The organism is Luteimonas sp. S4-F44 (assembly GCF_022637415.1).
Taxonomy (GTDB): Bacteria; Pseudomonadota; Gammaproteobacteria; order Xanthomonadales; family Xanthomonadaceae; genus Luteimonas.
Genome location: NZ_CP093340.1, coordinates 3639181 through 3652153, shown reverse-complemented (window position 1 = coordinate 3652153; position 12973 = coordinate 3639181). Strand labels below are relative to the sequence as shown.

Sequence of the window (12973 nt, the reverse complement as noted above, 5' to 3'; positions counted from 1 at the left end):
CGGAACGTTAATCCGGGCCGCACTACAACGGATGCCCTGATCATCCGTATCGAGCAAGGGGAAGCCCGACCATGAAAGCGCCTATCGCAGCCGCCGCCGTCGCGTTGCTGCTGACCGCCTGCGCCACCACCACCTCGCCGACCGGGCGCACCCAGTACGTGGGCGGCGTTTCGCAGGCGCAGCTCAACCAGATGGGCGAGCAGGCGTTCGCCGAGACCAAGGCCAAGACCCGCCAGTCCACCGACGCCCGGCAACAGGCCTATGTGCGCTGTATCGTGACCGACATCGTGCGTGAGTTGCCCGCCAACTGGCAGCAGCTCAAGTGGGAGTCGGTGGTGTTCGTGGACGACAACCCCAACGCCTTCGCGTTGCCCGGTGGCAAGGTCGGCGTGCATACCGGCATCCTGACCGTGGCCAAGAACCAGGACCAGCTGGCGGCGGTCATCGCGCACGAGATCGGCCACGTCTACGCCAACCATCACGACGAGCGGATCACCCGCCAGCTCGGCGCCCAGGGCGCGCTCGGCGTGGCCGGTGCGTTGCTCGGCTCGCGCTACGGCGAAGGCGCGCAGCAGACGACCAGCCAGCTTGGCGGCGCAGCACTGCAGGCCACGTTCCTGCTGCCCGGCACCCGGACCCAGGAAACCGAGGCGGACGTGGTGGGGCAGGAGCTGATGGCCAAGGCCGGTTTCGACCCGCGCGCGGCCGTCGCGCTGTGGCAGAACATGATCACCGCCAGCGGCGGCAACCAGCCGCCGCAGTGGCTGTCGACACACCCCAACCCGCAGAACCGCATCGCCGAATTGCAGGCGCGTGCGAATTCACTGGTGCCGGTCTACGAACAGGCCCGCGCCGCCGGCCGCCGTCCCAACTGCGGCTGAGCCCTCTGCCCACGATGGCGACCCGTCGGCCATAATCGCCCCCCAAAGACTCCTGCGCCCGCGCTCGCGGCGCATCCACCCCAATCGAGGTGACCCGATGTCCAAGTCCCGTTTTTCCCACAAGGCGCTGGTCGCCGCGATGACCACCGCGCTGCTGGCCTTCGGCGCGCCGGCGATGGCGCAGGACGACGGCGGCAGCGATCGCAGCGAGCGCAGCAGCCGTGCGGATCGCAGCTCGCGCTCGGCCGACCGCAGCGAGCGTCGCGGCGGTCGCCAGGCGGAGCAGAAGGAAGAAGCGCGTTATCCCAATGCCACGCGCAAGGAGCCGGGCGTGCAGGCCAGCCAGCGTCTGGTCAAGGATCTCAATGCGCTGTCGGAAGCCTATAACGCGCAGGACGCGCAGAAGGGGCTGCCGCTGGCCGAGCAGATCATCGCCAACGAGCGCGCCAACGAGTACGACAAGTCCATGGCCGCTTTGCTCGCCGGCCAGTTCCTGCTCAACGACGACAACGCACGCGCGATCACCTACCTCGAACAGGCGATCGCCGGCGGTGGCCTGGACAACAACAACCATTTCCAGGCGATGCTGATCGTCGCCCAGTTGCAGGCACAGGAGCAGGATTACGCCGCTGCGCTGGCGTCGCTGGAGCGCTACCTCGCCGAATCCGGCTCGTCCGATCCCAAGGATCAGGCGCTCAAGGGCAACCTGCTCTATCGCCTGGAGCGTTACCCCGAGGCGATCGCCACGCTCAAGCCGTTGGTCGAAGGCGGCGGCGAGGTCGATCCGCAGTGGACGCAGGTACTGATGGGCGCCTACGCCGAGTCGGGCAACAGCGCCGAGGCGACGCGCCTGGCCGAGCAGGTCGCGCAGGCCACGCCGGATGACAAGCGCTCGCAGATCAACCTCGCAGTCTCGTACCTGCAGACCGATCAGAACGACAAGGCGATCGAGGTCTTCGAGCGTCTGCGCAGCAGCGGCCAGCTGACCGAGGACACCGAGTACCGCAACCTCTACGCGCTCTACCTCAACAGCGAGGGCAAGGAGCGCGAGGCGATCGCGGTGATCAACGAAGGCCTGCAGAAAAACATCCTGCCGTCCGACTACCGCACGCTCTCGGCGCTCGCTCAGGCCTACTACTTCTCCGACCAAATCGAGCCGGCGATCGAGACCTGGCGCAAGGCGGCGCCGCTGGCCGAGAACGGCGAGACCTACCTCAACCTGGCGCGTGCACTGCATCAGGAAGGCCGCAGCGCGGAAGCCAAGGAAGCTGCGCGTCAGGCCATCGCCAAGGGGCTCAAGTCCAATGCCGACGCGGAGCGAATCATCTCCGCCCGTTAAGGAAAAGTTCTGCGCGTCACGGATGGTGCACGTTACTCGGATTGGTATAAGCTTCAGGATTCCTGCCGCCAGACAGGGCAGCAGGTTGACCTTTCCACCGGAGCGTTTCGCTCTGGCCTCACGTGAGTTCTCCGCATGACGCAACGCTCGACGACGACCAACGACGAAGACGAAGGCCTGAACTGGGCCCGCATCGCCGGATTCACGATGGTGGTCGCCTTCCACGCCGCCGCGGTCATGCTGCTGCTGGCGCCGGTGAATCCGCCCAACGCGGCCCCCGAGGAAGAGATGGCCACCCGCGTGGTCATCATCGAGCCGCCGCCGCCGCCCCCCCCGCCGCCGCCGCCGCCGCCGGAACCGCCGAAGCCGCAGCCCATTAAGGAGTTGTCGCCGCCGCGACCGACACCGGTGCCACCGCCGCCGGAAGCGCCGCCGGTCGTGTTCGACGACCCGTCGCCGATGGATGCGCCGGCCCCGCCGCCGGCTCCGCCCGCGCCCCCCGCGCAGGTCGCCGACATCGGTGCCAGCGTCGACATCTCGTCGAAGAACATGAACCCGCCGCGCTACCCGCCGGCCGCTGCCCGCGCCCAGATCGAGGGCACCGTCATCCTCGTCATCGACGTCGATGCGCAGGGCAATGTCACCAATGTTTCGGTCGAGAAGTCCAGCCGCAACCGCGATCTCGACCGCGCCGCGATCGAGGCCGCACGCAAGTGGTCGTTCGCACCGGCGATGAAGGATGGCCAGCCGGCCGCCGGTCGCGTCCGCGTCCCGGTCGACTTCAGCCTGAGTTGATCATGGCGGCCTGACGGCCGCGCAGATTCGGCGCCCGTCCGCGGGCGCCTGTTAGTCCCCGCGCCACGTTCCACTTCTTCAAACCACTACATCTAGAAGGTAAGCGTTATGCTGCAGGAAACCACCACCGCCCCGACCGGAGCCGGCAACGCTGCAGCCCTGCAGCAGATGGGCTTTGCGGACATGATTCAGCACATGGACGCGGTCGGCTGGGTCGTCCTCATCGTGCTCGTCACGATGTCGGCCATGTCGATCTACTGGATCATCTACAACGCGATCAAGAATGCCCGCCTGCGCGGCAGCTCGGACCGCGTCATCAACACGTTCTGGGAAACCACGAACGCTCAGGACGCGATCCGTCACATGGAAGAGCAGCCCAAGAGCGAGCCCTTCTCGAAGGTCGCCCTGGACGCCGCCCAGGCCGCCGCGCATCACCAGCGTCACGAGGGCTCGCGCCTGGTCGAATCGCTGAACCGTTCGGAGTTCGTCGACCGCGCGCTGCGTCAGGCCGTCACCCGTGAATCGCTGAAGCTCGAGAACGGCCTGACCGTGCTCGCGACCGTCGGTGCGACCGCACCGTTCGTCGGTCTGCTCGGTACGGTGTGGGGCATCTACCGCGCGCTGATCCGCATCGGCGCCAGCGGCCAGGCCGACATCGGCGCAGTGGCCGGTCCCGTGGGCGAGGCGCTGATCATGACCGCGATCGGTCTGGGCGTCGCGATCCCGGCGGTGCTGGGCTACAACTTCTTCGTCCGCCTCAACCGCGGCACGAACAACAAGCTCGACACGTTCGCGCACGACCTGCACGACTTCTTCGCCACCGGTTCGCGCGTCGGCGATGCCGTCCCGCCGGCCAAGGTCTAAGAACGTACGTCAGTAGCGACAACGGAGTCCCGATATGGCTTTCAGCTCAGGTGGTGGCGGTAACGACAAGGTCAACGCCACGATCAACATCGTCCCGCTTGTCGACGTCATGCTGGTGCTGCTGATCATCTTCATGGTCACGGCACCGATGATGGCGCACAAGGTCAAGGTCGAGTTGCCGCAGGCCAATCTGGACGAGCGTCCGGATACGGCGCCCCCGGCGCCTCCGATCACGGTCGCGATCACCGACAGTGGCGAGATCTACGTCAACGACGAGCCGGTGTCGATCGAGTTGCTCGAGAGCACGCTGTCGGTCGAGGCGCAGAAGACGCCTCAGCCGCCGGTGAACATCCGGGCCGACTCGACCGCGAAATACCGGGTCGTCAACCAGGTGGTCAACGTTGCGCAGGCCCAGGGCATGCGCAAGGTCGGCTTCGTGGCGACGACCGAAAGCAACTAAACCGGAGCATCACCCATGGCATTTTCATCCGGTGGCGAAGGCCCGATGGCCGACATCAACATCATTCCGCTCTGCGACGTGATGTTGGTGCTGCTGATCATCTTCATGGTGACGGCGCCGCAGTTGTCCTATCCGATCGACATCGACCTGCCGCAGCGCTCCTCGACGCCGCCTGACAATCCGGTGGAACCGCCGGAACCGATCAAGCTGCGCATCGACGGCTCGGGCCAGATCTTCTGGAACGACAGCCCGACGCCGGTCTCGGCGCTGCGCAACATGATGGAATCGGAAGTCCAGCGCGATCCGACCAACCAGCCCACGCTGGAGATCGACACCAACGAGGACGCCGATTACGGCGTGCTGGCGAAGGTGTTGGCCGAGGCCAAGAACGCGCAGATGCTCAAGATCGGATTCGTCCGCAAGTAATCCGCAGTACCGCCGACGCGCCTGCAGCACGCTCGGCGCTTACCCCGCTTCATTTGACGCCGCCTTCGGGCGGCGTTTTTTTTCGCAGGGTTCGGTGACGCGGACGCATGGCGGCGTGGCTGCATATGCGCGAACACGATGCGCGTGACGTGCGTCGATGAGTGCACTCGACTGGCATGGTTCGCCATCCATGTGCGGATGACACGAGGCGAACCCGGCACGAAGCGTCTTCATTTCCAACCGGCTCCCATCAGGAGCGCAATGCATCTGCGATGCGGGGAAAGGAGCCAAGCGGCTTGTGCGATGGCGCGCCTCCCTGTGCGTGGCATGCGGGAGATCCCAAATCACCTCCCCCGCATGCGGGGGAGGACGGCGCGCTTGGCGCGCCGGGTGGGGGCGGGGCCTTGGAGGATTTCGATCCGCGGCAGTGGCGGACTCACCAGCTGGGAAGCCGATCCGACGTCAGACCTGCGCGTTGACGATCGCGAGATAACGACGGACCGTCGCAGCGAGGCCGTCGTAGAGGGCCTCGCCGATCAGGGCGTGGCCGATGGAGACTTCATCCACGGGAGCGAGCGCGTCGAGCAGGGCGCCGAGGTTGGCTTGGCTCAGGTCGTGACCGGCGTTGACGCCCAAGCCCGCGGCACGCGCGCGGCAGGCGGTGTCGACGAGGCTGGGCAGCGCGGCGTCGGGCGTGCCGGCGGCGAAGGCCTCAGCCCACGGGCCGGTGTAGAGCTCGATGCGGTCGGCGCCTGTCGACACCGCCGCCTCGATGTCGGCGCCGGCATCGGCGAACAGGCTGACGCGACAGTCCAAGGCGTGCAACTGGGTGACAAGCGGGCGCAGCGTGGCGCTGTCACGGGCGAAGTCGAAGCCGTGGTCGGAGGTCAGCTGTGCATCGCCATCGGGCACCAGCGTGACTTGCGCGGGTCGGACCTGTGCGCACAGGGCGAGCAGGCCGGGATAGGCGCCGCGCGCGGGAGCGAACGGATTGCCCTCGATGTTGAACTCGACGCCGCGCGCGGCCGTCAATGCGCCCAGCGCGAGGACATCGTCGGTGCGGATGTGCCGGGCGTCGGGGCGTGGGTGCACGGTGATGCCGTGCGCGCCGGCGTCCAGGCAGACCCGGGCGGCGTGCAGCACGTCGGGATCGTGCCCGCCGCGCGAGTTGCGCAGCACGGCGATCTTGTTGAGGTTGACGCTCAGCCGCGTCGTACGCCGTGCAGGCGCGCCCAGCGCATCGCTCATGCGCTGGGCGGGGGCGGCACGTCCGGCGTCGCGGCTGTGGCGGCGCGGCGGGCTTGCGCCTGCTCGCGCAGACGGCGCAGTTCCACCGGGTCGACCATCATCGCTTCGCTGCGGCTGCGTTCGCCCACGCGCTGGGCCAGCAGGCCGAGCACGCCGACGACGACCAGCGCCAACGACAACAGCAAGGCGACCACCGCCACCGGCACCGATGTGGTGGTGAACGCAACGACGATCGCGCCGAGCGCGAGCAGCAGCAACAACCACGACATGGGCAAGGCCTCCGCCTGACTTGGGTGCAGTCTAACCGCTCGCCGGCGCAGCGCCAGAGGCCGATCGCGACCTGCCGTCGGGCCGCGGTCGGTCGGTGTCGTCGCCCATCGTTGCGCGCCTGCGCTCAGGCGAACCCAGGCGGCAGGTGGGCTGCGACCCGTGCCCAGTCGCGGGCGATCGTGGCGGCGATCCGGCCGCGCGGACGCGGTGCCGGCCCGACATGGACCCGCAGGTGGGCCGCCAGCCACGCGTCCGGCCAGCCCGACCAGATACCGGCCACGCTGCGCAGGTTGGGCGCCAGGACCGGGTAGACCTCGCCCCACAGGACACGGTGCACCTCGGCGGCGGTGTAGCCGGTCTCGCGCACCACGCGGGCGATCGCGACGATCGTGGTGTCGTCGATCTCGGTGTCGAGAAACAGGTCTGACAGCGCCTGCCAGAGCTGCAGCCGCTTCGGCTCGACGGGCGCTGTGTTGCTCAAAGCCATGGGAGCTTGTCCTCGTGTGCGCACGCGCGCTGCTCGGATGCGCCGTGCGTGTCCAGCTACAGCAGCGGCGAGCACAGCCGCGCCAGCGCTTCGGGCAAGCGTGCGGTCAGCAGCGGGCGGTGTCTGCCGCGCTGCACGCGTGGGGCATGCGCGAACTCGCGCTCGATGATCTGTGCGAGCGCGGCCGCGACGCCCGGATCGTCGAACAGCACCGACAGCTCGAAGTTCAGCCGGAAGCTGCGGTGGTCGAAATTCGCGCTGCCGATGATCGCCAGGCTGTCGTCGATCAGCAGCGACTTGCTGTGCAGCATCCGCGAGCGGTACTCGTAGATCTTGACCCCGGCCACCAGCAGCTGGCCGAAGTACGACCGCGCGGCGAGCGTCACCAATTGCGAGTCGCTGGTGCGCGGCACCAGCAGGCGGACGTCGAGCCCGGCGAGTGCGGCCGAGGTCAGCGCCATCATCGCCGCCTCGCCCGGCACGAAGTAGGGCGTCGTCAGCCACACCCGATGCCGCGCGGCATGGATCGCGCCGACATGCAGGCGGTGGATGGCCTCCCAGTTCGAGTCCGGCCCCGAGGTCAGCACCTGGGTGCGGATCGGGCCGGAATCTGCGGCCGGGGTCTGCGCCTCGACGTCGGCGAGGAAGTCGCGTCGGCCGGTCGCGTAGGCCCAGTCCTCGGCGAACACCAGCTGCAGCACGCGCACGGACTTGCCGATCAGCCGCATGTGCAGGTCGCGGTAGGCGTCGGCGCGCAGGCGCTCGTCCTGCTCGTCGGTGACGTTCATGCCGCCGGTGTAGCCGATCCGACCGTCGATCACGACCAGCTTGCGATGGGTGCGCAGGTTGGTCCACGGGCGTTTCCAGATCTTCCCGAAACGCATCGGATGGAACCAGGCGAGCTCGCCGCCCGCCTCGAGCAAGGGCGCGAAGAAGCTGCGCCGAGCACGGGTGCCGACGAAATCGAGCAGCAGCCGCACGTGGACCCCGGCGCGCGCGCGCTCGACCAGGGCATCGCGCAGCGCGGAGCCGGTCGAGTCGGGCTCGAAGATGTAGTACTCCAGGTGCACGTGATGGCGCGCCTTTGCGATGTCGGCGAGCAAGGCGGTGTACTTCGCCGCGCCGTCGACCAGCAGGTCGACCTCGGCCGACGAGGTTGCCGGCAGGCTGGTGGTGTTTTGCGCCAGGCGCACCAACTCTGCGGCCTCGCCCTCCTCGGCGTCGACCTGGGCACTCTGCATCGAGGCCCGGCTGCGGCTGCGGCGCAGCCGATTGCGGTGGATCTTCTGCGGTCCGAAGACGTGGTAGATCAGAAAGCCCACGTAGGGCAGCAGCGCCAGGCCGAGCAGCCAGCTCAGGGTCGCGACCGGCTCGCGCTTCTGCAGCACGATCCAGCCGCCCAGCAGGACCAGATAGAGCAACCAGCCGACGGCCAGGAGCGTGAGCAGGTGCGGGGCGGTGACGAGCGAATCCCAGGCGCGCTGCACGGTCGGTTCCTGCCATGGCGGCGCCGGTCGCGCCGCATACAGGATAAATGCGCGCGCGGCCGCTGCGATGACGGGCGCGTCGCACCCGTTGAGACGCCAGCCCGGCATCGTGGACCGATGAGCGCCGACCGCCTCCGCCCGCCCGTGCCCGTGGCCCGCAAGGGGCGCGGCAGCGCGTCCTGGGTCACCGGACGCTACGAAAAACAGGCCACGGTGGCCGAGGATGACGGCTGGGAGGCGCTGCAGATGCTGCAGGACGAGGCCTCGGCGCCGGAGACCGTGGTCGTCGAGGAGCGCGCGCGCAGCGTGCTCAGCCGCAACCGATCGCCCGATGTCGGTTTCGACCGTTCGGTCAATCCCTACCGCGGCTGCGAGCATGGCTGCATCTACTGCTTCGCGCGGCCCTCGCACGCCTACCTCGACCTGTCGCCCGGCCTGGACTTCGAGACCCGGCTGTTCGCCAAGACCAATGCCGCCGAACGGCTGCGCATCGAGCTCGCCAAGCCGGGCTATGTCTGTGCGCCGCTGGCGCTGGGCATCAACACCGACGCCTACCAACCCATCGAGCGCCGCTACCAGTTCACCCGTGAGCTGATCGCGCTGCTGGCCGAGACCCGGCATCCCTTCAGCCTGATCACCAAGAGCGCAGGCATCGTGCGCGACCTCGACCTGCTGGCGCCGCTGGCGGCCCAGGGGCTGGTGACGGTGCACTTTTCGGTGACCACGCTCGACAACCGCCTGTCGGCCCGCATGGAGCCACGGGCGGCCGCGCCGCATGCGCGCCTGCGCGCGATGCGCGCGCTGGCGGCGGCCGGCATTCCGGTCGGGGTCATGGTCGCGCCGGTGGTGCCGGCGATCACCGACCACGAACTGGAGGCGATCCTGGGTGCTGCGCGCGAGGCGGGTGCCGACTCGGCGGGTTATGTGCTGCTGCGTCTGCCGCACGAGCTCAAGACGCTGTGGCGCGAATGGCTGGACCTGCACTATCCCGATCGCGCCCAGCACGTGATGAGCCTGCTGCAGCAACTCCACGGCGGGCGCGACTACGACAGCCGCTTCGGCCACCGCATGCGCGGCCAGGGGCCGTTCGCCGACCTGCTCGCCCACCGCTTCGCCAGGGCGCGCCGCGCGCTGGGCTTTAGCCGGCTGCCGGCGCTGCGGACCGACCTGTTCGTCGCGCCGCGCCCGCCCTCGCCGCAGGGCACGCTGTTCTAGCGCCCATTCACGGCGCGTGCACGGTACGTCCACGCCTGGATTTTCTACACTGTAGGGCTTCCCGCCGCCTGCGCCGAGCATGCCCGACGCTGTCTCCCCGCCCTCGCCCGGTGCCCCCACCGGGGCGATCGATGTGTTCGACCATCTCGTCACCGGTCTGGCGCAGCTCGCGCCCGACGGCACGTGGCGGCGCGTCAATGCCGCCTTGGCGGGCTGGCTCGACCGTCGCCCCGATGCGCTGGTCGGCACCGCCGCGCATCGTCAGGCGTTGACACCGGTTGCCTTGCAGCTCGACCAGGCGCTGGCCGGGTTTGCCGATGGGGGCAACGGCCTGCACGGGATCCCGGTCACGATCGACCGGGGCGAGGACAGGGCACGCTCGCTGCAGGTGACGTTGACCCCGCTGCCGGGCGGCGATGCGCTGCTGCAGGTCCACGATGTCACCGCGCTGCGGGCCATGGAGCTGCTGCAGGAGACGCTGGCATTCGGCATCTCGCACGAGCTGCGGGCGCCGGTGCGCACGATCGAGCAGTTCTCCCGGCGCCTGGCCGCGCAGGGCGAGGATGCCGACGCTGTCGTGGTGCGCGACCATGTGCAGCGGATCCGCGGCGCGGCGACCCAGGCCGGGGGCCTGATCGACGCGCTGCTTGAGACCATGCGCGCCGCGCGTCCGCCGCGGCAGCTCGGGCCCGTCGACATCAGCTTGCTCGGCGACTGGATCTGCGCCGAGTTGCAGGATGCCGATCCCGGGCGCGCGGCGCAGATCCATGTCGCCCCCGGGCTGTGGGCCTGGGGCGACGAGCATGCGCTCAAGCAACTGCTCGGCAAGCTGCTGCACAACGCCTGGACGTTCTCCGCCGGACGCGACATCGTGCGGATCGATCTTGAAGGCGAGCGGGTCGGCGATCGTCTGTGTCTGCGTGTCCGCGATGCCGGGCGCGGCTTCGACATGCGTTATGCTGATCGATTGTTCGTGCCGTTCCGGCGCTTGCACGGCGCCGACGACGGCGCCGGCCATGGATTGGGGCTGGCGATCGCCCAGCGGATTGCGCATGCGCATGGCGGCCGCATTCGGGTGGAATCGGCGGAGGACGTCGGCACCACTTTCCACATCGACCTGCCGGCACCGCCGGCCGAGGACGCATCGCCCCAATGAGCGAACACACGATCCTGTTGATCGAGGACAACCCCGACGACGCTGAGCTCACCCGCATCGCATTCGCGGAAGCCCGGATCGATGGCCGACTGGTGGTGGTCGGCGACGGCGCCGAGGCGCTCGATTATTTGTTCGCACGCGGCCGCCACGCCGGACGCGATGCGAGCCAGCTGCCGTCGATCGTGCTGCTCGACCTCAACCTGCCCAAGCTCGACGGCCGCGAGGTGCTGCAGGCACTGCGCGCCAGCCCGGCGACGCGCGGCCTGCCGGTGGTCGTGCTCACGACCAGCACCGAGCCCTTCGACGTCGAGGCGAGCTACGCGCTGGGCGTCAACAGCTACATCCGCAAGCCGGTGGATTTCGGCAAGTTCGTCGAAGTGGTCAAGCAGATCGGCCTGTACTGGCTGGTGCTCAACCACCCGCGCGGCTGACGCCGCCAGCGCCGACCGGCGGCGCGGTCCAATCCCGCCACCGCCAAGTGCGTCAGCCCGCCCCGTACAGCGCCTCGGCGCGCTGGAACAGGATCCAACTGGTGGCGATGAACTTGTCGCCGCCCTGTGGCTTGTTGCCGCGATGGGTATGGGTGAAGGCGGTCGGCGCGATCAACAGATCGCCGGTGCGCGGCGCGATCCGGCGCTGCTGGAACAGGAACTCGGTCTCGCCGGCCGCAAAGCCGTCGTTGAGGTAGATCGTCCACAGCAGGTGGCGGTGCAGGGTCTCGCAGCCGGCGTCGCGCGGAAACAGCTCGCAATGCCAGTACGGGTAGCCGCCCTCGCCCGCCGCGTACCACTGCAGGTTGATCTGGCCGGGCCGCAGGCAGGTCTGCAGCAGGCCGCCGAGCCGGGCGTCGTCCATGTCGACGAAGTCCTCGGCGACCAGCCGCCGGGGCGTGCCGGCCGCATCGGGCTGTTGCAGCATCAGCGGCGCGATCAGCGCCTGCGGGTACCGGCGCAGGTAGCGCAACAGACCGCCGTAGACCGCCACGTTGAGCTGCCGGACCACGTCGGCCCAGTCGCTGCGATCGCCCAGCGACAGGTCGCGGCTGCGCTTGAGCTCGGGATGCAATCCGCCACCGACCTGCCCCGGCTGCAGGTCGGGGCTGGCGCGCAGCCGCGCGACGATCGCCGCGCAGGCCTGCGGCGTCAGGGCGCCGGGGACGACTTCAATGAAGTCGGCCGCGCTCACGCTGCGTTGCCGTCGTGCCGCAGGTGGTAGCCGGTCGCGGCTTCGACCTCGTCGCGCGAGCCCAGGAACACCGGCACGCGCTGATGCAGCGACTCGGGTTCGATGTCGAGGATGCGCGTGCGCCCGTTGGTCGCCGCGCCGCCGGCCTGTTCGACCAGCATCGCCATCGGGTTGGCCTCGTACATCAGCCGCAGCTTGCCGGGCTTGGACGGGTCCTTGCGGTCCCAGGGATAGATGAAGATCCCGCCGCGGGTCAGGATACGATGCACGTCGGCGACCATCGCCGCGACCCAGCGCATGTTGAAGTCCTTGCCGCGGGGCCCGTCGGTCCCGGCCAGCAGGTCGGCGACGTAGGCCTGGGTCGGGGCTTCCCAGTGGCGCTGATTGGACATGTTGATCGCGAACTCGCGTGTCGTCTCGGGGATGCGCAGGTCGGCGCGGGTCAGCACGAACGAGCCCTGCTCGCGGTCGAGCGTGAAGGCGTGGGTGCCGTGGCCGATCGTGAGCACCAGCATCGTGCTCGGCCCGTACAGGCAGTAGCCGGCGGCGACCTGGGTGCGCCCGGCCTGCAGGAAATGCGCGTCCTCGACCGCGGCTGTGCCTTCGGGGCAGCGCAGCACCGAGAAGATCGTGCCGACGCTGGCGTTGATGTCGATGTTGGAGCTGCCGTCGAGCGGGTCGAACACCAGCAGGTAGTTGCCGCGCGGGAAGGCATCGGGAATGGGCTCGCAATGGGCCATCTCCTCCGAAGCGCATGCGGCCAGATGGCCGCCCCAGGCGTTGGCCTCGAGCAGGATCTCGTTGCTGATCACGTCGAGCTTCTTCTGCGCCTCGCCCTGGACGTTGATGCTGCCCGCCTCGCCGCCGGCCTCGCCGAGCACATCGCCCAGCGCGCCCTTGCCGACCGCCACCGAGATGCGCTTGCACGCGCGCGCGACCACCTCCAGCAGCAGCCGCAGGTCGGGGGTGACGTGCCCCAGGCGCTGCTCCTCGATCAGGTGGCGAGTCAGGGAGATGGCGGGCATGGCGGCTCCATGGCGGACAGGGTGGCGGCATTGTCGCCCGGAAGCGTCGCGCTGTCCCGGCGGCATCGCACGCGCGGCGTCGGCCGGCTATCCTGCATGGGTTTGCCGCGCGCCCGGCGCGCCGCATCTCCTCCC

At 69.1% G+C, this 12973-nt stretch carries 15 protein-coding genes; 9 read left to right on the top strand and 6 right to left on the bottom strand.

Going from position 1 to position 12973, the window contains the following annotated elements; genetic code table 11:
* The first annotated feature begins 71 nt into the window (after positions 1 to 71).
* The 6 genes from MNO14_RS16485 (at position 72) to MNO14_RS16460 (ending at position 4765) form a co-directional block, all read left to right on the top strand.
* Positions 72 to 881 (top strand): M48 family metallopeptidase, encoded by an 810-nt coding sequence (locus MNO14_RS16485; protein ID WP_241944753.1) that lies wholly within the window; start codon positions 72 to 74, stop codon positions 879 to 881.
* A gap of 139 nt (positions 882 to 1020) precedes the next feature.
* Positions 1021 to 2220 (top strand): tetratricopeptide repeat protein, encoded by a 1200-nt coding sequence (locus tag MNO14_RS16480; protein ID WP_343226426.1) that lies wholly within the window; start codon positions 1021 to 1023, stop codon positions 2218 to 2220.
* Positions 2221 to 2355: 135 nt separating this feature from the next.
* Complete coding sequence (locus MNO14_RS16475; protein ID WP_241944751.1) at positions 2356 to 3015, top strand: energy transducer TonB; 660 nt, start codon at positions 2356 to 2358, stop codon at positions 3013 to 3015.
* Between the two features lie 108 nt (positions 3016 to 3123).
* Positions 3124 to 3879: a MotA/TolQ/ExbB proton channel family protein gene (locus MNO14_RS16470; RefSeq protein WP_241944750.1), complete on the top strand. Its 756-nt coding sequence runs from the start codon at positions 3124 to 3126 to the stop codon at positions 3877 to 3879.
* A gap of 34 nt (positions 3880 to 3913) precedes the next feature.
* Entirely contained in the window at positions 3914 to 4339 is a 426-nt protein-coding gene (locus MNO14_RS16465) for a biopolymer transporter ExbD (RefSeq protein WP_241944749.1), read from the top strand.
* A gap of 15 nt (positions 4340 to 4354) precedes the next feature.
* Positions 4355 to 4765 carry a biopolymer transporter ExbD gene (locus MNO14_RS16460; protein WP_183425117.1) on the top strand — a complete coding sequence of 137 codons (411 nt, stop codon included), beginning with the start codon at positions 4355 to 4357 and terminating at the stop codon, positions 4763 to 4765.
* Between the two features lie 462 nt (positions 4766 to 5227).
* Here the strand turns inward: MNO14_RS16460 and MNO14_RS16455 are convergent, their stop codons facing one another.
* The 4 genes from MNO14_RS16455 to cls form a co-directional block, all read right to left on the bottom strand.
* Complete coding sequence (locus MNO14_RS16455) at positions 5228 to 6013, bottom strand: pyridoxine 5'-phosphate synthase (RefSeq protein WP_241944748.1); 786 nt, start codon at positions 6011 to 6013, stop codon at positions 5228 to 5230.
* Positions 6010 to 6282 carry a hypothetical protein gene (locus MNO14_RS16450; RefSeq protein WP_241944747.1) on the bottom strand — a complete coding sequence of 91 codons (273 nt, stop codon included), beginning with the start codon at positions 6280 to 6282 and terminating at the stop codon, positions 6010 to 6012. Before MNO14_RS16450 ends, MNO14_RS16455 begins: the two co-directional genes overlap by 4 nt.
* Before the next feature lie 125 nt (positions 6283 to 6407).
* Entirely contained in the window at positions 6408 to 6770 is a 363-nt protein-coding gene (locus tag MNO14_RS16445) for a hypothetical protein (protein ID WP_241944746.1), read from the bottom strand.
* 56 nt (positions 6771 to 6826) lie between these two features.
* Positions 6827 to 8257 (bottom strand): cardiolipin synthase, encoded by a 1431-nt coding sequence (cls, locus tag MNO14_RS16440; RefSeq protein WP_241944745.1) that lies wholly within the window; start codon positions 8255 to 8257, stop codon positions 6827 to 6829.
* A gap of 117 nt (positions 8258 to 8374) precedes the next feature.
* Between cls and MNO14_RS16435 the strand changes: the two genes are divergently transcribed.
* The 3 genes from MNO14_RS16435 (at position 8375) to MNO14_RS16425 (ending at position 11059) form a co-directional block, all read left to right on the top strand.
* A complete protein-coding gene (locus tag MNO14_RS16435) occupies positions 8375 to 9472 on the top strand; it encodes a PA0069 family radical SAM protein (protein ID WP_241944744.1) in 1098 nt (365 codons plus the stop codon).
* 79 nt (positions 9473 to 9551) lie between these two features.
* Complete coding sequence (locus tag MNO14_RS16430; RefSeq protein WP_241944743.1) at positions 9552 to 10628, top strand: ATP-binding protein; 1077 nt, start codon at positions 9552 to 9554, stop codon at positions 10626 to 10628.
* A complete protein-coding gene (locus tag MNO14_RS16425) occupies positions 10625 to 11059 on the top strand; it encodes a response regulator (RefSeq protein ID WP_241944742.1) in 435 nt (144 codons plus the stop codon). The genes MNO14_RS16430 and MNO14_RS16425 overlap by 4 nt, the downstream gene beginning before the upstream one ends.
* Positions 11060 to 11111: 52 nt before the next feature.
* On the opposite strand, the gene MNO14_RS16420 is transcribed toward MNO14_RS16425, so the two are convergent.
* Both MNO14_RS16420 and MNO14_RS16415 read right to left on the bottom strand, forming a co-directional pair.
* Entirely contained in the window at positions 11112 to 11813 is a 702-nt protein-coding gene (locus tag MNO14_RS16420) for a 2OG-Fe(II) oxygenase (protein ID WP_241944741.1), read from the bottom strand.
* Positions 11810 to 12838, bottom strand: a complete 1029-nt coding sequence (locus MNO14_RS16415; protein ID WP_241944740.1) for a class 1 fructose-bisphosphatase — start codon at positions 12836 to 12838, stop codon at positions 11810 to 11812. Before MNO14_RS16415 ends, MNO14_RS16420 begins: the two co-directional genes overlap by 4 nt.
* Between the last annotated feature and the right edge of the window lie 135 nt (positions 12839 to 12973).